At 41.8% G+C, this 21,782-nt stretch carries 20 protein-coding genes and 1 pseudogene; 19 read left to right on the forward strand and 2 right to left on the reverse strand.

The window, feature by feature from the left end; all coding sequences use genetic code 11:
* The 15 genes from ACRD7A_RS16980 (at position 1) to ACRD7A_RS17050 (ending at position 14,933) form a co-directional block, all read left to right on the forward strand.
* The gene (locus tag ACRD7A_RS16980; RefSeq protein ID WP_200463503.1) at positions 1–366 is read left to right on the forward strand and encodes a response regulator; all 366 of its coding nucleotides are present in this window, start codon (positions 1–3) and stop codon (positions 364–366) included.
* Positions 367–732 (forward strand): Hpt domain-containing protein, encoded by a 366-nt coding sequence (locus ACRD7A_RS16985; protein WP_430812502.1) that lies wholly within the window; start codon positions 367–369, stop codon positions 730–732.
* Between the two features lie 12 nt (positions 733–744).
* Complete coding sequence (locus ACRD7A_RS16990) at positions 745–2,784, forward strand: chemotaxis protein CheA (protein ID WP_430812501.1); 2,040 nt, start codon at positions 745–747, stop codon at positions 2,782–2,784.
* 3 nt (positions 2,785–2,787) lie between these two features.
* The gene (locus ACRD7A_RS16995) at positions 2,788–3,231 is read left to right on the forward strand and encodes a chemotaxis protein CheW (RefSeq protein ID WP_430812500.1); all 444 of its coding nucleotides are present in this window, start codon (positions 2,788–2,790) and stop codon (positions 3,229–3,231) included.
* Positions 3,232–3,237: 6 nt separating this feature from the next.
* Complete coding sequence (locus ACRD7A_RS17000; RefSeq protein ID WP_430812499.1) at positions 3,238–3,717, forward strand: chemotaxis protein CheW; 480 nt, start codon at positions 3,238–3,240, stop codon at positions 3,715–3,717.
* 10 nt (positions 3,718–3,727) lie between these two features.
* Positions 3,728–4,594, forward strand: a complete 867-nt coding sequence (locus ACRD7A_RS17005; RefSeq protein ID WP_430812498.1) for a CheR family methyltransferase — start codon at positions 3,728–3,730, stop codon at positions 4,592–4,594.
* A 26-nt stretch (positions 4,595–4,620) separates the two neighbouring features.
* Entirely contained in the window at positions 4,621–5,520 is a 900-nt protein-coding gene (locus ACRD7A_RS17010; protein WP_430812497.1) for a sensor histidine kinase, read from the forward strand.
* 11 nt (positions 5,521–5,531) lie between these two features.
* A complete protein-coding gene (locus tag ACRD7A_RS17015) occupies positions 5,532–6,008 on the forward strand; it encodes a chemotaxis protein CheD (protein WP_430812496.1) in 477 nt (158 codons plus the stop codon).
* A gap of 161 nt (positions 6,009–6,169) precedes the next feature.
* Positions 6,170–7,249: a protein-glutamate methylesterase/protein-glutamine glutaminase gene (locus ACRD7A_RS17020; RefSeq protein ID WP_430812495.1), complete on the forward strand. Its 1,080-nt coding sequence runs from the start codon at positions 6,170–6,172 to the stop codon at positions 7,247–7,249.
* 56 nt (positions 7,250–7,305) lie between these two features.
* A complete protein-coding gene (locus ACRD7A_RS17025) occupies positions 7,306–9,183 on the forward strand; it encodes a PAS domain S-box protein (protein ID WP_430812494.1) in 1,878 nt (625 codons plus the stop codon).
* Between the two features lie 22 nt (positions 9,184–9,205).
* The gene (locus ACRD7A_RS17030; RefSeq protein WP_430812493.1) at positions 9,206–10,048 is read left to right on the forward strand and encodes a CheR family methyltransferase; all 843 of its coding nucleotides are present in this window, start codon (positions 9,206–9,208) and stop codon (positions 10,046–10,048) included.
* Between the two features lie 2 nt (positions 10,049–10,050).
* Complete coding sequence (locus ACRD7A_RS17035; protein WP_430812492.1) at positions 10,051–10,872, forward strand: CheR family methyltransferase; 822 nt, start codon at positions 10,051–10,053, stop codon at positions 10,870–10,872.
* Entirely contained in the window at positions 10,872–11,444 is a 573-nt protein-coding gene (locus tag ACRD7A_RS17040; protein ID WP_430812491.1) for a chemotaxis protein CheB, read from the forward strand. The genes ACRD7A_RS17035 and ACRD7A_RS17040 overlap by 1 nt, the downstream gene beginning before the upstream one ends.
* 137 nt (positions 11,445–11,581) lie before the next feature.
* Positions 11,582–12,307 carry a hypothetical protein gene (locus ACRD7A_RS17045; protein WP_430812490.1) on the forward strand — a complete coding sequence of 242 codons (726 nt, stop codon included), beginning with the start codon at positions 11,582–11,584 and terminating at the stop codon, positions 12,305–12,307.
* A gap of 22 nt (positions 12,308–12,329) precedes the next feature.
* Positions 12,330–14,933 carry a PAS domain S-box protein gene (locus ACRD7A_RS17050; RefSeq protein WP_430812489.1) on the forward strand — a complete coding sequence of 868 codons (2,604 nt, stop codon included), beginning with the start codon at positions 12,330–12,332 and terminating at the stop codon, positions 14,931–14,933.
* Positions 14,934–15,042: 109 nt separating this feature from the next.
* Here ACRD7A_RS17050 and ACRD7A_RS17055 read toward each other — a convergent pair whose 3' ends face one another.
* Positions 15,043–16,398, reverse strand: a complete 1,356-nt coding sequence (locus ACRD7A_RS17055; RefSeq protein ID WP_430812488.1) for a UDP-N-acetylmuramate--L-alanine ligase — start codon at positions 16,396–16,398, stop codon at positions 15,043–15,045.
* Between the two features lie 327 nt (positions 16,399–16,725).
* Between ACRD7A_RS17055 and ACRD7A_RS17060 the strand changes: the two genes are divergently transcribed.
* The 4 genes from ACRD7A_RS17060 (at position 16,726) to ACRD7A_RS17075 (ending at position 20,497) form a co-directional block, all read left to right on the forward strand.
* On the forward strand, positions 16,726–17,946 hold the full coding sequence (locus ACRD7A_RS17060; protein WP_430812487.1) for a phage integrase SAM-like domain-containing protein: 1,221 nt from the start codon (positions 16,726–16,728) through the stop codon (positions 17,944–17,946).
* A 176-nt stretch (positions 17,947–18,122) separates the two neighbouring features.
* Positions 18,123–18,638, forward strand: a complete 516-nt coding sequence (locus tag ACRD7A_RS17065; protein WP_430812486.1) for a hypothetical protein — start codon at positions 18,123–18,125, stop codon at positions 18,636–18,638.
* Between the two features lie 159 nt (positions 18,639–18,797).
* Entirely contained in the window at positions 18,798–19,520 is a 723-nt protein-coding gene (locus ACRD7A_RS17070; protein WP_430812485.1) for a DUF6088 family protein, read from the forward strand.
* Positions 19,517–20,497 (forward strand): nucleotidyl transferase AbiEii/AbiGii toxin family protein, encoded by a 981-nt coding sequence (locus tag ACRD7A_RS17075; RefSeq protein ID WP_430812484.1) that lies wholly within the window; start codon positions 19,517–19,519, stop codon positions 20,495–20,497. Before ACRD7A_RS17070 ends, ACRD7A_RS17075 begins: the two co-directional genes overlap by 4 nt.
* A gap of 937 nt (positions 20,498–21,434) precedes the next feature.
* On the opposite strand, the pseudogene ACRD7A_RS17080 reads toward ACRD7A_RS17075, so the two are convergent.
* A pseudogene (locus tag ACRD7A_RS17080) lies at positions 21,435–21,782 on the reverse strand (hypothetical protein); the annotation flags it as partial.

A 21,782-nucleotide genomic window follows, 5' to 3' on the forward strand; every position in this document is an offset into this window, starting at 1 on the left:
ATGGCTAAAACAGTTCTCATCGTTGATGATTCAGAAAGTATCAGGGAAGTAGTCAACTTTACCCTCCAAAACGAAGGATATGAGGTATTGGTTGGTGTTGATGGCGAAGATGCTCAAAAGTTTCTGGATGGCAGAACAATTGATATTGTTATCACTGACCTTCACATGCCTAACCTCGATGGTTTGGGTCTGATTCGTAAAATTCGTGAAATAGAAGCCTATAAACATATTCCAATTCTGTTTTTAACTACCGAGTCGCAGGCCTCTAAAAAGATGGAAGCCAAGCAGGCCGGTGCTACCGGTTGGATTATCAAACCTTTTGTACCAGCTAAGTTATTAAGCGCCATCTCGCGCGTATTGAGGTAAATGGACGTTAAGCACATTTTCATACACGAAACGCGTAACAATTTAGCTGTTCTTGAGCAGGCGTTAATCGACGGAAAGGAGCTCTCTGATGAAGTGGTGGAACAAGTCATCCGAACCATGCATACCCTACGGGGTACCGCGCCTATGGTGGGTTATGATGAGTTAGCTCAGTTGGCAGCGCCCATTGAATGTGTTTATAAGAGAACACCTGGTAATAAAGATTTTCTTGGGGCTGATGTGGTGGAACAAACCCTGAATGCCCTCAAGGTTTTACTGCTTTTGCTCGACAAAGAGCAGAGCCATAAGCCTGATGTGAGAGAACAGCAAAAGGTTTTGATTGAATTTTTTAACACGATATCCGGTTAAAAGCACAAACAAATGATTGATAAGTTTAAGGCAAAATTTGTAGAGGAGTCAAACGATAACGTTCATGACCTTGAGGAAGCCTTGTTGCTCCTGGAAAAAGATACGGAGAATAACGAGATTATAGAGCGTATCTTTCGAGCCATGCACACCTTAAAAGGAGGGGGAGCCATGTTTGGCTTTAACCAGCTCAGTGAATTTACACACCACCTCGAAACGGTTTTCGATCTGGTACGGAATAATAAACTTAGCATTAGCGATGATATTATTTCCATGACCTTCGAATCCATTGACCATATTAAGCATATGCTGGAAGTGGGCGATGTGGATGATCAGGAAGAGCTTGATGAGCAGCTTGCTTTTATACAGCGCGTGCAGAGCTATACCAACAGCGATTCACCGAGTGCTGTGGCACCCCAAAAGAGCAGTGAAACGAGCGGGGCGAAGGGCGATGGATCTAAAACCTACCTGGTAGGTATCAAGCCCAATCAGGATTTGCTGCGCAATGGTACCAATCCTTTTTATCTCTTGGATGACTTGCATGCCATGGGCGATGCTAAGGTGATTGCTTATTATGAGAAAGTGCCACAGATGGAGGTGTTTAACCCCATTAATAATTATTGCCATTGGCAGGTGGTGCTTAATACCAAGGAGTCGGTTAATGATATCAAAGACGTATTCATTTTCGTAGAAGATGAGTGTGAAATAACCATTGAAGAGCTTGGGGCAGGCAACTTACTTGCCTCGGACGATATGGTGGAACTGATTACAGAAGCGGCCACCCATCAGCAGCAACTAAATAAAGATGTGCTGGTTAATGTGGCAGCCACTGCCAAAGGGGGTGCCGCCAAGAAAGAGAGTAAAAAGAAGGCGCAACTGAAGGAGCATAAGATATCCAGTATGCGTGTGAGTTCTACCAAAATTGATGAACTTGTGAATTTGGTGAGCGAGCTGGTGACGATCCAGGCGCAGTTGAACTTGTTTGCTGAAAATGATGGTAACCCTGCCGTTTTAGCCTTGGCAGAAAATATTCAGAAGCTCAGTCGTCAGCTACGCGATAATGCATTCTCCATTAGTCTTATCCCACTGCAAAGTGAGCTAATGCGTTTTCAACGTTTGGTACGCGACTTGTCCAAAGACTTGGGAAAAGATATCGACTTTGTGATTGAAGGAGGTGATATTGAGCTGGACAAAAATATTATCGAGCACCTTACCGATCCTTTGTTGCACATCATTCGTAATGCGGTTGATCATGGTATTGGCCTACCTGCCGAACGGATTAAAAACGGAAAGTCGCCCAAGGGTACTATTCTGTTTAAGGCCTATTACTCCGGTGCCAGCGTAATTGTAAAAGTAATGGACGATGGTAAGGGGATTGATCCTGAGTTTATCCGTAAAAAAGCCATTGCCAAAGGACTGATCGATGCGAAAACCGAGTTGAGTCGCAAGGAGATTTTCGACCTGGTATTCTTAAGTGGTTTCTCAACTAAAGAACAGGTAACCGATGTGTCGGGTCGTGGTGTGGGCATGGATGTGGTGCGCAAGAAGATTGGGGAGATACGAGGTGAGGTATCCCTCGACTCGGAAATGGGTAAGGGCACTACACTGACCCTTGAGTTGCCCATGACACTGTCAATTATTGACGGGCTATTGGTGAAAGTGACCGGTAATCAGTATGTGATACCCATTGCCAATATTGAAAAAATATTTGCCATGGATAGTGTCTCCTTCGGTAAAACCTTTAACCATGTGGTGAATATCGACGATGAGCAATTTTCGTTTATCGATATGCGCGAAGCCTTTGAAACGGAAGTAGTGAATAAGGGCACTGAGCAATTGATACTGGTTAAATACGAAGATACCAAAGTGGGCCTTCTGGTAGATCAGGTGATTGGTGAGTATCAAACGGTGGTAAAACCCATGGGAAGATTCCTGAAGAAGCAGGAGAATATTTCCGGTGCTTCCATTATGGGAGATGGCACCATCGCCATGGTGATTGATACTAATCGACTGATCCATAACAATGCCATAAAGAAATATCGGACAAAGAACTAAAGAATGAAAGAAATGACCTCAATTATATCGTTTTTGATTGACCATGAAGTGTTTGCGTTCGATACACTGAAGGTGCGTAATATCCTTGAGTTGGATAAAGTAACGTGGGTGCCCAATGCCAAGGAGTACCTCAAGGGCGTTATCAACCTGCACGGTAACATTATTCCCATCGCCGATTTGCGTATGATGATGGGTATCGAAAATATTGAAAACAGTCAGGATACCGCTGTTATCGTCGTTTCCGATGATGACAAAACCGAGTCTTTAATCGGCTTCGTTGTAGATGGAGTAAAGGAAGTATTCGACCTGGAGGAAGCCGATATAAAAGAATCTGTGATAAATGGTAACACTGGGCTGATAAATACGTTTACAGGAAGCATACGCAAAAATGATGAGTTTATTCACATCATTGATTTAGTAGAAGTAGTAAAGGAAATAGAAAAATAAGCACCGATGAGTCAGGATGTAAATGCATATCTTACTTTTAGTATTGGGGACAACGTTTTTGGTGTTCATGTTGAAAAAGTAATTGAAATAAAAGAATATGAGGCGCCCAAATCGGTACCCGAAAGCATGGCCTACATGAAAGGGGTAACGGAGCATCGCGAGCAGGTGATACCTGTGATTGATGCGGCTGCCAAATTTAACCTGGGCGAGGTGGTAATTACACCACAGTCGTGCTGCGTGGTGCTGGAGATTGATAAGGCCGATGGTTCAGGAGTGATGCATATCGCTATTCTGGTGGATGCCGTATCGGATGTGTTTGAGGCCGACGACAGCAAGCTGAAGGCCATTGAAACGGATTATAAGCCCGGATATATACTGGCTTCGTATCAGCGAAACGAAGAATTGGTGATGATTCTGAATGCAGATATGATATTCAGTGAGAAAGATATTATCAGCATTGATGAAGTGCTAAAGTCGATTAAGTAGGGAAGAATCAATGTTTTCAAGTAACGAATTAGGTAAAGAAAAGGAATTGGACGCTTTTAAAGCCGAATTGTCGGAGAAGGATTTCCGTGCCTTTAGCGAATTTATCTATAGCGAATATGGGATTAAAATGCCGCCCGTGAAGCGGGTGATGCTGCAGGGACGTTTGCTGAAGCGTATTCGCGAGTTGAATATGAATTCATATAGCGAGTACAAAGAGTACTTTTTTAGTAAGGAAGGACAGGCGAAAGAGATATTTAACTTTTTAAATGTTGTAACCACCAATAAAACCGATTTCTTTCGCGAGCCTGTGCATTTCGATTTCTTGCGCGACGAGGTTTTGCCCCAGCACAGCAGCAACAACTTTTTTAAGGTGTGGAGTGCTGGGTGTTCCAGCGGTGAGGAGCCCTATACGATTTCTATTGTACTAAACGAGTACAAGCGTTTAAAGGGAGGTGGCTTTAATTATTCGATACATGGGTCTGATATTTCCAATAAGGTATTGAAAAATGCAGCCAACGGTGTGTATGCCGAGCACAAGATAGCTACCCTGCCACTGGAGCTTAAAAAGCGGTATTTTCTTAAGAGTAAAGACCGCCTTAACCCCACGGTGCGTGTCAAGCCTGAGCTGCAGCAGCAGATGGTGCTGAAGCATGTTAATTTAATGGATAGCCACTACGATATGAAGGAAACCTTCGACGTAATTTTTTGTCGTAATGTGTTGATTTACTTCGATCGGGCAACTCAGGAAAAGGTAATAGGTAAACTATGCAATTACCTTAAGCCGGGAGGGATCTTTTTTATTGGTCACTCCGAATCATTATCGGGAATGGATGTGCCATTGTCGCACATCAAGCCCACTATTTTTAGAAAAATATAATTAGTCCGGAAAATAAAAATTTAATTATGAGCAATTTGTCTGACAAACAACTTTTACGTGAACTCAGGTTACGACTTGAAGAAAGGAAAAAGTTAGATAACGAGATGAAGGAATTGTCAAGAGACTTTCAGAGCGTATCAAAGAAACTGAAGGAATCAGAAGCCCTGAAAAGCCACTTTATCTCTAATATATCTAACGAAATCGTTAACCCCTTTACCTCCATTCTTGGGCTGTCAAAGGCCATTCTTTCAGTGGAAAAGAATGATTGGAAGAAGGTGGTTTCTATGGTGGCGCTGATTCACAGTGAAGCCTTTAACCTCGATTTTCAGCTGCGTAATATTTTTGTGGCCGCCAAAATTGAAGCCGGAGAGATTGCTCCTAATATTACCAAAGTTAACATCCGTAGCCTGGTACAAACCGTCGTAGATGGTTTCAATATCATCTCGCGCAAGATGGGTATCGATATTAAAATTGAGTTTAATATTGAGCATGGCTTTGGAAAGAATTTCTACTTTAAAACCGACTCTGAGAAGTTAAAGCTCATTTTAAGCAACCTGCTTAACAATGCTTTAAAATACAGTTATAAAGATAGTCAGGTTATACTGAAGTTGTGGGTCGATGATGATGAATTGCTTGCATCTGTTCAGGATTTTGGCACCGGTATTTCAGAAAAGAATCAAAAAATTATTTTCGAACGTTTTAAGCGACTCGATTCCGGTATTAACTCCATTAACCGCGGACATGGTTTAGGATTGTCCATTACCAAAGCACTGTTGGATGTGTTAGGTGGCGACATCGGCATCACCAGCCAGAAAGGTGAAGGATCAACCTTCTCCATCTCACTGCCTGAAGCCGGAAATATTGTGGAAGGATTTAGTGGTGATGGTAACGATGTGTTCTTTGATGAGGATGATGAGATTTTTTAAGACAGTGATAGATGGATAATAGATATTTGCAACATTTTCTATACCCTTCTTCATTGTTTGCCAGCAAAGAGCCCTACGTCATCAAAACCATTTTGGGTAGCTGTGTAGCCATCTGCCTGTGGGATAAAAAACTTAAGATAGGTGGCATGAACCACTTTATGCTTCCCAACTGGAATGGTAATGATCTGGCATCGCCCAAGTACGGTAATATAGCCATTGATAAATTGGTTGAACGCATGCTGTATATGGGCAGTGATATCAAGGATATACAGGCCAAGATTTTCGGAGGTGGTGAGTTGCTGGAAACAGCCACGGGTAACTCCAACATGATTGGTGAAAGAAATATCCGGGTAGCGCGTTTAATGCTGGAAGAGAAGAAGATACCCATTGTGGCATCAAGCACAGGTGGAAGAAGGGGTAGGAAAATTATTTTTTTCAACGATACCGGTGAAGTGAGACATAAGTTTCTTGAAAAAAAGGTATATTAATGCACTGTTAAAGGGATGTTTATCCCACCTGTGAGCAGGTTATTTCAGTTGCAGACAGGCCTTGTGGGCGTGTCACTTGAAAAGGATGATGAGAGAGAAGAGAGAGATGTTTTGTGTAAGACAAAACCAGGGGATTTCGATTTTAATTAAAGTTTTAGCGCATGAGTAAAAAGATTCGAGTTTTAGTAGTTGATGATTCTGCAGTTGTCAGACAGAGCTTGTCATCCATCCTTGAATCTGATCCGGGCATTGAGGTAATGGGAACGGCTGCCGATCCCATTATTGCGGTAAAAAAAATTATGAAGGAAATCCCGGATGTGATTACCCTCGACATAGAAATGCCGCGCATGGATGGTTTAACCTTCCTGCGCAAAATCATGTCGCAGCATCCCATTCCGGTGGTGGTAATCTCAAGTCTCACAAACGAAGGTACCGAAGTGGCCATGAAGGCTCTTGAATATGGTGCCAGTGAGATCATTGGTAAGCCGGCCATGAATGCCGCTCAGTTTATCAATGAGTCAAAAATTATGCTGTGCGATGCTGTAAAGGCGGCATCGCAGGTAAAGCTAAAGCGGCGCAAGATTGCTGCACCGGTGGTTCAACCTTCGGTTAAGCCCCGGTATTCGGCAGATGTAATACTCGAGAAAGCTCCACATTTTAAGCAGATTATCGACACCGAGAAGGTGATTGTGCTGGGGGCTTCCACTGGGGGCACCGAAGCGATACGTCAGTTTTTGAAGGCGCTGCCTCCTAAAATGCCGGGTATTGCCATCGTACAGCACATGCCCGAAGGTTTCACCAAATCATTTGCCAACAGCTTGAATAATATTTGCGGGCTGGAGGTGAAAGAAGCAGAGAATGGTGATAGACTCTATCAGGGTCGGGTGCTGATTGCGCCGGGTAGTAAGCACATGCTGCTGAAACGTGTGGGTAAAGAGTATACAGTAGAGGTGAAAGAAGGTCCTCTGGTGAATCGCCATCGCCCGTCGGTTGATGTGTTGTTCAGATCAGCCGCTCGATATGCGGGTAATAATGCCACAGGTATATTGCTTACCGGTATGGGCAATGATGGTGCCAAAGGCTTGTTGGAGCTGAAGGAGTCAGGTGCACATACCATCGCGCAGGACGAAGCTTCGTCGGTTGTGTTTGGCATGCCTAAAGAGGCTATTAAGCTGGGAGCAGCTGATAAAGTGATGGCCTTGGATAAAATAGCGCCCTACCTCCTATCGAGTGCTTTGTAAGCACTGCAATAATAATATTTAGCAGACGTCAATATTTCAATAACAATGTAAGTTACATGGCAAAGGTCAATATTAAAAATATCAAAAGTCGTTATACCTTGCGGGGTTTCATGCTTGGTTTGTTTATCTATCTGGTCACTATTTTTACGCTGACCAGTATTTTTGACTATGTCAATCAGCAACCTGCCCTGTTTAATCTGTACAGAATGTTTCCGGGCTTGTGGCTCCTCACCCTGGTGCCCCTGATGATGGCTTTGGCCGGCTACCTTATTGCCGGAAATTTCGCGATATTCATCCGCAAGCAACGCAAGCACATCAAGCAGGAGGCCAATAAGAGTGAGAAGGTACTTGAGTTTATTGATAACCTGCGGCAGGATAATTTCGATGCCGACCTGCCACTCAATAATCGTAAAGATAAGCTGGCACAGTCACTATTGCGTTTGCGCGATTATTTAATAAGCAGTAAAAAAGAACAGGAGCAGCGCCGTATTGAAGAAGAGCAGCGCACCTGGGTTACTCAGGGTTTAGCTCATTTTGGCGAATTGTTGCGGAAGGAGAATGATAATATTGAGAATTTAAGTTACAACATTATCCGTTACCTGGTTGATTATGCCAATATTAATCAGGCAGGATTTTATTTGTTGAATACTCTTAACGATACGGATAAGTACTTTGAACTTACGGCCTGCGTAGCCTACGATCGTAAGAAATTTACCGATAAGCGCATCAACTGGGAAGAAGGGTTGATCGGTCGTTGTGCGCTGGAGAAGGCTACTATTCACCTGACGGATGTTCCGGATAATTATCTGAACATTACTTCTGGTTTAGGTGATGCCAACCCACGTTCCATACTCATTGTGCCTTTAAAGACCAACGACGAGATTTATGGAGTGATGGAGATGGCTTCGTTCAAAGATTTTGCCGAGTTTGAGGTTGAGTTCATCGAGAAAATTGCCGAGAGCATTGCCTTAACCATTTCATCGGTGCAGAATACCATACGTACTACCAAGCTGCTGAAGGAAACACAGAACCAGGCAGAGCGTATGTTACAGCAGGAGGAAGAGCTGCGTCAGAACCTTGAAGAAATGCAGGCCACCCAGGAAGAGAGTGACCGCCGTGAGGTGGAGATGAAAGGTATTCTGGAAGCCATTGAACATGCCGCCATCAGCTCTGAGTTCGAAACTGACGGTACCCTCATTAATGTGAATCAGAATTTCCTGCGTACCTTCCGCTACAATCCGGAGGAGATCGAAGGACAGAATATTAAAATATTTTCCTTTAAAGATGATGTGGAGGAGATGGATCAGATACTGACGGACCTTCAGAACGGACATAATTTTAAAGGACGGGTGCGTCGTCGCACCAAGATGGGTGACGAAATATACCTTTTAACGACTTATACTCCGGTAATTGATCACGAGGGCGAAATCATAAAGATATTAAGTCTTGAGAATGATATTACGGAGCAGGTGACCATGGAGGAAGAACTGAAGCACAGTAAAGACGAGCTGGGGGTGATGTTGGAAGAGGCCAAGCAGGAAGTAACCGAGCAGTTTAAAGAAATTGAGGCTGTGAAGATTCGTAATGAGAAAACCCTGGAGGGTGCCCTCGATGCTATTATCACTACTAATAAGCTGGGTGAGGTGGAGTTTTTCAATGCGGCAGCCGAAAAGCTTTGGGGATATGATCGTTCCGAAGTATTGGGGCAGCATGTGTCCATGTTATTTGCCGAGGCCACCATTGCCAATGATGAGTTTATCTCTGCCTTTGTATCAAATGATAAGACAAAGATTATTGGTGAACGCCGAGAGGCACCGATTAAAAACAAAGTTGGAAGCGAAGAGCCCGTACTATTCCTCCTGTCAGAGGCGCAGGTGGGTGACGATCATTCATATACCGCCTTTATTCAGCAGGTAGAAGTGGAGTTATTTTAGACAATCTGAAACGGGCATAAGCATGGATTTTAAGCATTACCTTCACGTGTTGAAGGAGAACACACCGTATGACTTTAGTAACTATTCTGATAACTCAATAAAAAGACGCCTGCAAAAGGTCATTGCTGATAATGGATTAACAGCCGATCAGCTACTGGAGAAGACACAGTGTGATAAGGTGTTTGTAGAAGGATTGGTAGAGCAGATTACGGTGAATACCACTGAACTTTTTCGTGATCCGGAGTTATGGCCGGCTTATTACGATAAACTCTATCCTGCTCTGAAGGCCAAAAAGAGTTTTAATATATGGCATGCCGGGTGCAGTACAGGTATGGAGGTATACTCCAATATGATTATATTGAACGAGCTGGGATTGCTTGATAAGGCACGTATTTATGCCACTGACATAAGCAATAATATGGTGCGTCAGTGTCAGAAGGGAAGTTACCGTTATGCTTTTAATAAACAGCAGCTGGATAATTTTGCAGCCGTTATAAAGAAGGCACCCATCAATGGAGTGTCGCGTATCGACTTTGCAAAGTATTTCGATATAGATGAGCAGGAGGATCGTCTTCAGGTGAAAGACTTTCTCAGGAAAAAAGTACAGGTGAAGCGACATGATCTGGTAAAGGAGCAAATGCCCTTTTACAATAAGTTCGATGTTATTTTTTGTCGCAATGTACTTATCTATTTTAATGCAGCCTTGCAGTCCAAAGTTTATCAAGTGTTTCACAAGCAGCTTTTTCCAAAAGGGATGATGATATTGGGTAACCACGAGAGTTTAACGGGTTTTTATAAAACGAAATTTAGTAAGAATGGCGCAGTGTATGCTAAAAGCAATGCGTTTCAATTTCAATATCAGTAGCTATGGCAGTCAGTTTTAGTATAAGTGAGTTAAGGGAGATTGCAGAGCGATTGAGCAGTGAGTTGGACATGCCGTTTCAGCATATGACACACTCGTTTTTAAAGCGAAGACTAAGTGCCTATTTCGATAGTTGTGCTATTCGCAAACCGGACCAACTGTTTGAACACCTGCAGGATGATCAGTCTCTGGATGCCTTTAAGCGATTTTTTACCGTAAATACCACTGAGTTATTTCGGGATGCAAGTTTTTGGCGGCAGCTGCGTAAAATTATGCGTGAAAAATATAGCAGTCAGGCTTTGCATATTTGGTTCCCCGAGGTGTCAACGGGCGAAGAGTTATACAGCTTACTTATTCTGATGGACGAGCTGGGTTTAATGGATTCGGCACAAATAACCGTTAACCACAGTTCGCAGGCAGCACTTGATACCCTCAAGGAGGGCTTGTTAAGTAACAAGAAAAATGATGTTAATGCTTATAATTATAAGCGTTTTGAAGGCGAGTATACCCTTGATAAGTATTTTGAAGAGCGAGATGGAGCACGTTATCTGAATAAGGCCTTGTTACGATCGGTAACTTTTGTGCAGGCTGGCCTTAACAACGTTCCTGCCGCCAAGTGTAATATCGTTATTTTGCGCAATAGTCTGATTTATTATACCCGTGATTATCATCTGCTGTTGCGCGATATTATTGATGGAGTGTTGACCAGAGGTGGTTATCTGTGTTTAGGCGTTAAGGAGCAATTACCAGCTCCTTTCGATACCCGTTTCGAATGCATTGACAGTAAAGAGAAAATATACAGTAAGTACAGTTTTTTAAAAGATTGATGATTAGACGTAAGTATAAAGCCGTAGTTATTGGAGGTTCGGCAGGGAGCTTCTCGGTGGTATCTAAGATGTTATCGCAGTTGAGAGAGGACTTTCCGCTACCCATAATTATTTGTTTGCACAGGCTTAAGCATATTCGGTCCGGGCTGGTGGAAAGCATCCGTTTAAAATCAAAGCTTGATGTGATTGAACCCGATGATAAGCAACAGATCGTGGCTGGTAAGGTGTATCTGGCACCGTCCAATTACCATCTTTTTGTGGAGTACGATGGCAGCTTTTCTTTGTCAACAGAAAAACCACTTAACCACAGCCGTCCATCTATCGATCACACCTTGTCCTCAGCGGCTTATGTGTATCGTAATAAACTGATTGGTATCGTGCTTACCGGCGCCAATAAAGACGGTGCTAAGGGTATGAAGGATATCGCTGATAAAAAAGGCATTACCATTATTCAGGATCCAAAAACCTGTGAAGTAGATACCATGCCCAAGAGCGTGGCAAGGTTGATAACACCCGATTATGTGTATTCGCCCGATGAAATTGTTAATTATCTAAACCATTTGGTAGGATAATAGTATAAGAGCACAGTTAAGCGCTCAAGGCATCATATTTTTGAGGAGTATTTGTTCTCGTTCTCAAAGGGTGTTACCGAAGGATAACATTAGCACCGAGACAAGGAACCGCGCTAGAACACGAAAAATTAACAACGATGAAGAAGAATAAACATATTTTCTCGCTGGCCGCACTATTCTTTGTATTTGCACTGGTTAAGTATGCTTTTATCAAGAATGAATTGCCAACAAGCTTCATAGTTTTTGAAGTCCTTTCGTTTATGGTCATTCTTTATGGCGTTTATTATTTGCTTCATTGTGTAGAAACCTGTTTGCAAGGTCATAAAGAAGCTGATTGTGAGCGGGAGTGTAGCAAGCGACAGGCTGATATAGAGCGTCTTAAAGTTAAGTTGGCGGCTTATGAGTCCAAGATTGATGATGAGCAAAAGGAAGGAGTAAATAAGGGGGAACTTAGTGCTCTTTTAACTGCCTGTTTGAGTAGTGATGCTGATAACCGTGAGGAGGCTTTATTGGGTCATATCACCGATCATTGCGAAGTAATGGCCGCCATTGCCTACCGGGGCAACCTTGATGAGGGATTCAGTCCTGTGGCTCAATTTGGTGTTGATGAGGATTATACCCTTCCACCCTTAAACCTCGATGACGGCTTGCATGCCCAAGCAGTAAAGGACAGGCAGGCAATGGAGTTGGGTGATATACCTGCTGATTATATTGAGGTAGGATCTGCTACGGGGCAGTCAAAACCGGTTTTTATTTATATTTTGCCTTTTGTAGGTGATGATAACAAAGGCTTTGTGTTAGAGGTGGCAACCTTTAAAAAGCAAGAGCTGGCCACACTATGGCAGCAATTAGTAAGCGCTTAAGTAGTATCCAGAAAAGTTGATTATGGCGAAGTTTTCAAAAAAGATAAAACAATTATTTTCCTTGTCGGTGCTTAGCGAGCGCGACTGGTACCTTTTGGCCCTGGGCCTTCTTTTTACCCTCTTGCTCGTTTGGTCAGGCTTCCTGTCCTTCGATGGAAGGCATTTTTCTTTTCAAAATATTGTGCTGATACACCGCTCGCTGCTAGTGTGGAGCATCGACTTGCTGGTGATCTCTATTCCCATTGCCATTTTGGCCATTGTTAATTATAACCTTGAGCAGAAGAGAAAACTAAGTCAACAAATTAACAGTCTGCAAGATCAGCTGAGTCGCAATGTGGAGCTGGCCGAGCAGATTGGTCGTGGCGACCTCGATGACCTGGAACAGGTGGATGGTCATTTGTCCGAGGCATTGTTTAACCTGGGGGTTAACCTGCGTAATAACAAAACCAAGGAAGAGTCTTATAACTGGATTTCCAAGGGTAAAGAGAAGATATCAGATATCCTGCGTTCGCATAATAAAGTAAATGTGCTGGCCGATGATGTTATTCGCGGTATTATTGAGTACTCGGGTGGTGTGCAAGGATCTTTATACCTGTTAAAGGGCAAGGAGTTGGTTAATATTGCCACCTATGCCTATAATCGTAAACGATTTGAAAAACAGGTAGTGCCTATTGGTAAAGGGCTGTTGGGCGATGTTGCTTACGAGAAAGAGATGATTTACCGTACCGAGATACCGGACGATTATTTTCATATTACATCGGGTCTGATGGGTGATCGTAAGCCCAAAAGTCTGGTTATTGTTCCCCTGATGCAGGAGGAGGAATTGCAGGGAGTGTTCGAGATTGGTTATTTGCAGGAGCGCCTACCCAAACACGTATTAAAATTTGCCGAGGAGCTGAGTAGTATTATCGGGCGTACCTTCTATAACCTGAAGATTAACGAGCGTACTGAGACGCTTTTAAAGGAGTCGCAGGATATGACGGTGACCCTGCGTGAGAATGAACGTCAGCTGCAAATGAATGCGGCTGAGATGCTGGAGGCGCAGGAAGAGTTGGAGAAATCCAACAAGCTGCTGGAAGGGCATATTCAAGAGGTGGAGCATGCTCAGAAACGCTTGCAGGCGCTGCTGACCAATGCCTCCGAGTTTATCTCCATATATAACGAGAAGCAGGAGCTTGTGTTTGAGAGTCCCTCAGTAAAGCATATTTTGGGCTATGATGAAGAGGATGAAGTATCGGGTATGGATACCGAGCTGATGACGCCTCGTGGATACCGCACCATTAATGATTTGTTTCAGTACCTGCTGATGACACCCGGTGGTGAACGAACTGCACAATATACTTATTTGAAGAAGAGTGGGGAGAAGCTTTTCCTTGAAACCACGGGTAAGAACCTGTTACACGATCCTGCTATTAAGGGGCTTATCTTTAATACGCAGGATATCACCGAGCGTATCAGAGCCGAGAAAGAGGAGCGTATGAAAAGTCGTATGCAATCCCTTTCGGAGAACTCACCTGATATGATTATTCGTATCAATACTACGGGTAAGTTGGTGTATGTCAATCCTAAAGCAGCGCATTTTGTGGGTGCCACAGCCAATGACTTAGTGAAGAAAAGGGTGGCTGAACTAGCTATTGATGAGCGTTTTAAAGAGTATATGCTGGCCTCGTTAAAGCAGATACGTGCTGAGGAGAAGCAGATCATATCCGAGATTGAAGTGGAGGCCGTCGAGCAAACCCTTATCATGGAGATAAAGGCAATCCCTGAACTCAATGAAGACAAAGAGCTGGAGTCTATATTGTTTGTGGCTCACGATATGACGGACTTCAAGAAGATAGAGCAGGAGATCAAGGAAAAGAACAAGAAAATATCAGACAGTATCAACTACGCACAGCGTATTCAAACGGCTATTTTACCGGATACTAAAGTGTTACAGCAGTTCTTCCCGCGTTCATTTATCTTCTATCGTCCTAAGGATGTGGTCAGCGGTGACTTCCCATGGATGTTTAAAAAGGATAATCACTTTTATGTGGCCGCCGTTGACTGTACCGGCCACGGTGTGCCTGGAGCACTGTTGTCCTTTATTGGTTATTTCTTGATGAATAACATTGTAAATGCCAATGATAGCGTTACAGCGGCCGAGTTGTTAGATCAGCTTCATCTTGATGTGCGCCGCACACTTCGTCAGGATCAGGAAGGCTCAAACGGACGCGATGGTATGGATCTGGCCTTGGTTAAGATTGATTTGGAATCCAATGAGTTGCAGTTTGCAGGAGCCCATAACTCGCTGTATTATCTTAGCGAGGGAGAGCTGAGTGTGTATAAAGGATCGCGCAAGGGTATTGGAGGTAAGCCTTTGGCTCGTAAGGTGGAGAAAGACTTTGAAAACAATGTGATTGAATATAAGAAGGGAGATCAGTTCTTTATCTTCTCCGATGGTCTGCCTGACCAGGTTGGAGGCCCTCGCGGTCGTAAATATCAAGCGAAGAGAATCCGCGAAGCACTTGAGTCAGAGCCTAACCAGACCATGGCTCACTTTGAGCGTCATTTCTCCAATGATTTTTACGATTGGATGGGTGAGCTAAAGCAGGTGGATGATGTTCTGCTCATTGGCATTGAGCTGTAAAAAACTGAGCCCAGTGTTTCGCACTGAGCTCATTTTATAAGAAGTTTCAAGGAACGGTTGCCTATCACATGGCATGTATAAAGAGCCGTTCCTTAAATGATGACAAGGGCTATATCAACTCTTGAGCTAATGCCTTCAGGTCCAGACCCGAGAAATTACCCGAGGTCATAATCAGTAGGTTAGTGTTGGTATAGTCCTGCTGCTTAAGCCAGTCAAGCAATGCAGCCGATTCAGTCAGCACCATAAGTCCCTCACAGTCAAATGCAGTACGAACTTCTTCGGTACTAATTGAGGGCAATCTTTTATGTGTGAGCACATCGGGGTTATAAAATACTACCGCCTGATCTGCCGCATTCATGGTATGCCGGTACTGCGGCAGAAAATCCTTATTTAAACTACTAAAGGTGTGCAGTTCCATTACGGCAATAAGATTATGTCCTTCAAACTGCTTCTTCACCGCCTTCGTGGTTGCTTGTAGCTTACTGGGCGAATGGGCAAAGTCGAGATAAATGTGTGATTCCTTATTTTCATTCAGCAGCTGCAGGCGCTTGGCGGCTCCTTTAAACGACTGCATGGCACATAAAAAGTCCTTACTGTTGATGCCCATAGCTTCGCAAATCATGCGGGCTCCGTTCATATTCTCGAGGTTGTGATCGCCAAACACCTGCATGGGGTAGGCTTGTCCCTCCCACAATACACTGGTTTTTCCCGCTATGGTCTCCCTCTCAAGTGCTCCGTATGGATGTACTTCAAGACGTTGTTTTTGCGTGTTGGCTATAGCTTTTAGCACCTCGTCATCGGCATAATAAATGAGTGTGCCCTGCTTTTCTATGCTATCGGCAAAACGCGTAAACTGACTAACGTAGTTGTCCCAGGTGGGAAATACATTCATATGGTCCCAGGCCACGCCGGTCAGCATGGCAATGTGGGGCTTGTACCAGTGAAATTTGGGTGTTAGGTCGATGGGTGAAGAAAGGTATTCATCTCCTTCAAAGATGGCAACAGGGGCTGCCTCTGTTAGCTTTACCATGGTGTCGAAACCCTCAAGTTGAGCACCCACCATGTAATCAAAGTCCTTACCCAGGGTTTTCAGCACGTGCATTACCATGGCCGTGGTGCTTGTTTTACCATGACTGCCGCCAATCACAATGCGTTGCTTGTCCTTGGTCTGCTCATATAAATATTCGGGGTAAGAGTAAATTTTAAGCCCTAACTCTTGTGCGCGTAGCAACTCCGGATTATCCTTACGGGCGTGCATTCCCAGAATAACAGCATCAAGCTGTTCGTTAATGGCGTCCTCGTGCCAACCCATCTGTCGGGGTAATAGTCCGTATTCCTGCAGGCGCGATTTGGAGGGTTCAAATACTTCATCGTCTGAGCCTGTTACCTCAAATCCTTTTTTATGCAAGGCAATGGCCAGGTTATGCATGGCACTACCACCAATGGCTATAAAGTGAATCTTCATGGTTTCGTTGAGTTACTTTTTTCGTCTTGTAAACTCTAAAGATAAAGCACCAAAGGCATAGACCAAGCATTAGGGCACAGATATTTTTAAGGAAACAAAAAAGCCACTCACAAGAAAACTCTTGTAAGTGGCTTATTCTGAGGGTGGGCCCACCTGGGCTTGAACCAGGGACCCCCTGATTATGAGATTTAAAAAATACAATTTATATTAAATTGGTTTGATTTGATATGTACTGTGTATCTGCATTTTACATTATCTTTGTATTCAAACGATTTCAAATGAAATCAACCAACTAAGTGCAAATTATGTGCAAATTTTTTGAGCCTTATGAATACAAGTATTGTCATCACCCTGGATACACGAAGAGAGAAAAAAGATGGTACTTATCCAATCATCTTTCGGCTATGCCACTACCAAAAAACATTACCCATCTCAACAGGCTATAGCGTGCCTGAACATTTTTGGGACGAAAGAAACAGGCGCATAAAGTCAAATTATAAGGGGATTGCTAATATTCTACGTGCAAATAATTTCCTGGAGAAAGAGCGAGCACGCTACATTGACCAAATTACCATACTAAAAGATAAAAAGGAAATAGCTTACCTTTCAATACAGGAACTTAAACAAAAACTTGTTCCCAAGAAAAACTATGAAACCTTTTTCACGTACTCACAAGAGCTGATTGATAAGCTAATTGAGCAGAAAAGAATCGGAACTGCACGCAGTTATAAAACAGCCGTCAACTCCGTTAAGAAATTTAGGAACCAGAAAGACTTCAGGTTTAACGAGCTCAACTACCGCTTCGTGCTTGATTATGAAGCCTACTTTATAAAGAATGGCTACACCGTTAATGGCTTCGCATCATTTATGCGTACCGTTAGAGCCATTTACAATAAAGCCATTAAAGAAGGTATAGCTGAAAAAGAGGGCTATCCGTTTGACCGTTATACCATTAAAATGGAACCGACAAAGAAAAGAGCCATTAGTTTAGAATCCATTCAAAAGATAGCTAATCTTAAATACAAGCCTGGCTCCGCCTTATTTAAATCCCGCAACTATTTTATGATGAGCTTCTACCTGATGGGAGCATCATTTACCGACTTGGCTCACCTACAAATTAAGAACATTGTTGACGGACGCATTCAATACAAACGGCAAAAAACAGGAAAATACTACGACATAAAGATTTCTCCTCAACTTCAAAAGATTCTTGATTATTACATTAAAGATAAGTCTAAGGAAGACTATATCTTACCGGTTATCCGAAGTGAAGAGCCTTCTACACAATACAAGCACATACTTCGAGCCAGAAAGAAATACAATAAACGTTTGCGCCTTATTGCTGAAGATGCCGGGATTGAAACTAAGCTAACTTCTTACGTGGCTCGGCATACATTCGCATCACTTGCCAATAACATGGCCATTCCTGTCACCGCAATTAGTGAAATGCTGGGACATCAAAAACTAAGTACAACACAAATCTACCTAGCTAGTTTAAACAAGAAGATTATTGACAACTATAATGATGAGGTTATTTCATTGATATGATGATAGATTACATTAACTGAATTTAGCTATATTTTCATAAAGTATAATATTGGCGTGGTGTCTATAAAACGGCCAAAGGATAACATACGTGCATGTCTGATCCTTCCAATAGAATTCTTTTTCAGTTCAGAAATCATATATTTACAATTCGCGAATCGCGAATTAAATTTAAGTTTATGAAAAAGCATAATGGAATGCGGCCGCAAGATATTGTGGTTTTATTAAAAATATCGACTATCGGAAATGATGAATGGCTAAATAAAGATTTAGCGTATTCGCTAAATATTAGTGCATCAGAAATCTCAGAAGCATTAAACCGTTGCAAAGTTGCCCGACTCATTGATTCTAAGAAGAGAAAAGTACATAAGAAGTCCTTCCTAGAATTTCTGATCTATGGATTAAAATATGTGTTTCCCACAGAACCTGGTGCGATTGTTAGAGGTATTCCAACAGCACATTCGGCTTCTCCAATCAAAGAGCATATTAATGCTGGAGGTGATGATTACGTTTGGCCCTATGCTAATGGCAAACTTCGAGGTCAGGAAATTGAACCACTGTATAAACATCTTCCAGATGTGGTAAAATGTGACCAACAGCTATATGAGTTATTAGTCATCATTGACACAATTCGGGTTGGAAGAGCACGAGAAGTTAGTATTGGAATTAAGGAACTGAAGAAAAGGATACAATAAATTTCCAATCCAGATAAATCAGGATTGAAAGAAAGTTTAAAGGATTGTGAAGGATATCATTGGACACAATTATACCCAACACTAATTACCCGTCCAAAAGTCCAGTTTTTTAACTAGTAAACTGGACATTTTGTGTATATTTGCAATAAGACATAAGCTATGAAAACCACTGAATACATTACAAATACAATAAACAGGCTGCCCAAAGGATACATATTCACCTATGCAGACTTTATAACCGAGGTAAATAAGAGAGAAGCTATTATTAAAGCCCTCAATAGAATGGTGGTATCTGGAAAGATAGCAAAACTGTCAAAGGGCAAATATTATAAGCCGGAAACAACTCCCTTTGGCAACTTAGAGCCTCCCCAATATCAAATAGTTAAAGATCTCTTAGAAGAAAATGGGAAGGTAGTAGGTTATTTAACTGGATATAGTATTTATAATCAATTAGGTTTAACAACTCAGGTTGGCAATGTTATTCAAATAGGAAAAAACACAATTCGTCCTGGCTTTAAACGTGAGAGATATTCAATAACATTTATTCGCCAGAATAATACGATTACCAAGGATAATATACCACTATTGCAGATATTAGATTCGATTCGTTACATAAAGAAAATCCCTGATACAACAATAGAGGCTTCTGTGAAGCGTATACTTTCCATTATTAGAGGACTTACTGATAATGATAAATCAACAATAGTCAGGTTGGCTCTGAAATACCCTCCATCAGCTAGGGCTTTATTGGGTGCTATATTGGAAACTACTGACTATGATAATTTAGAGCAATTGTACAGGTCTCTTAATCCTATTACTAAATATAAACTTGGTGGATTGAATAACATTCTTCCTGCCACTGAAAAATGGAATATCGTATGAAGCTTCATGAAAATAAAAAGTTATTCAGGCAAGCAATTGAATTTACGGCTCAACAAAAGGAAATATTACCAATCTATGTAGAAAAAGACTACTGGGTTACCTATGTTTTGGATACGATATTTAAAGATGGCATTGGAAAAGATACTGTATTCAAAGGAGGAACTGCTTTATCTAAATGCTATGCCTCAATTGAGCGATTCTCTGAGGATATTGATTTGGTAGTACTCAAAAGAGGTGATGAAACTGGTAATCAGCTTTCCAATAAAATAAAGAAGATAGGTAACGTTGTCAGTAAGGTACTGCCAGAAGTACAGGTGAATGGACTTACCCATAAGATGGGAATGACCCGTAAAACAGCACATGCCTATAGCAAAGAATTCGATGGCGAATACGGTCAGGTAAGGGATACAATTGTACTTGAAGCAACATGGTTAGGGAATTCTGACCCTCACACAGAAAAAGAAATTATTTCCATGGTTGGTCAAATGATGTTAGACACTAATCAGGAACAAATAGCTAAAGACATTGGTCTTCTACCATTTAAGGTCAATGTGATGGAACCCCAAAGAACTATTTGTGAAAAGATAATGAGCCTTGTAAGGTTTTCTTACAGTGAGAACCCGAGTACGGACCTGAAAAATAAAATCAGACACACTTACGATTTACACCAGTTATTAAAACAAAAAGAGTATACCGATTTTCTGATTTCACCAGAATTTGATAAAATGCTCTTGAGAGTTGCTAATGATGATGTGGTAAGCTTTAAAAACAACAATGCATGGTTGACCAATCACCCGAAAAATGCACTGATGTTTGACAAGCTTGACGAAACTTGGGAAGAACTGAAAATTTCCTATAACGGAGACTTTAAAAAGTTGGTTTATGGGGAATTGCCAAATGATAGTGATGTATTGAATACTTTGAAACAGATTAAAACTCGTTTGGCCAAAGTGGCTTGGAATCTTAAGATAGAATAGACGCTATATCTGAAAATGGTGCAGTTTAACCAATAAGGTAAGGTGTAAGGATGACTTGGTTACGCTGAAACAGCCACTCTCTTTACCAAACGATTAGAACCCAAATCGTTTCCGATGATCTTTCAACCGAAATAAATCAAGATAATAACCTGATGGGTCTACAAAAATATCAAAGTAGATGTAATGCCAACAGATTCGAGTGTTCTTGGATTTAGTAACCGCTGGTATGAAGAAGGTATCGAAAAAAGAATAACAAAAACGCTTGATGACGGAACTGAGATTTATGTGTTCTCTCCTGAATATTATATAGCGGCCAAATTCGAAGCTCATAAGAACCAGTCATGATTTTGAAGACATTATCTACGTACTTGATAACTGTAGCGCTATTCTTGAACAAATAAAGTCAGCAAGCACAGATGTAAAGCAATATCTCAAGGAACAGTGTATGACATTAATTCAGGATGATGGTTTAACAGAAGGTATTGAATGTGCCTTACCTTACTCTGCAGGAGAGGATAGGGCTGATTACATAATCGGTCTGATTGAAGATATAGCCCAAATATAAAATACCCAGAATATTGATAACCGTCTTAATACCTCAAATAATTAAATGTGCTCCTTGGTTCGAATACACATCTCAGATGCTTTAGTTGGCTATCTCAATGAAAATACTGAAAGCAATCAATATCGGCGTGTGTCTTATTCTCCTCAGAAGTAAAATCACCATAGGTAAACACATGACCCACAGATAGAATACTGACTGTAATCAACACATTATCTACTTCTTAACAACATGAACATTGTCGAAAAACATTAAGTATTTGTCCAGTTTTTTATTATAAATACTGGACTTTTATGGAGCAAATGAGTATCGTAATAAGACTGAATTGCCATTTTTTCATTTTTCAATAAGGGACTTTTTACAATTCTCACCTCATCATTTTAACTGATTGAATGTTTGTGAATTGCTCTCAAATTGTAACTTTAGTGCAGTCTTTGACAAGGAGGTATATTGAAGTTGTCTAAGAAGAATTAGGCAAAACGCAATGATGTTTAGAGCTTTCCAATACATTTTCTGGGTTTCAAAACGCACAAGTATTGCCTTGAAAGCATCTAACCATGCATTGATTCTTTCAACAACAAAACGTTCTTTATAAAGCGCTTCATCCAAGAATGAAACACCATTCTTGCCAATACATTTATTGTTGTCAATATTGTCAAAGATATCGTGTTTGAAAAGACAATTTCTAAATGGTACTGTATCGAAACCAGCATCAGCATTGAG

This window comes from Carboxylicivirga longa (genome assembly GCF_050589825.1).
Taxonomy (GTDB): Bacteria; Bacteroidota; Bacteroidia; order Bacteroidales; family Marinilabiliaceae; genus Carboxylicivirga; species Carboxylicivirga longa.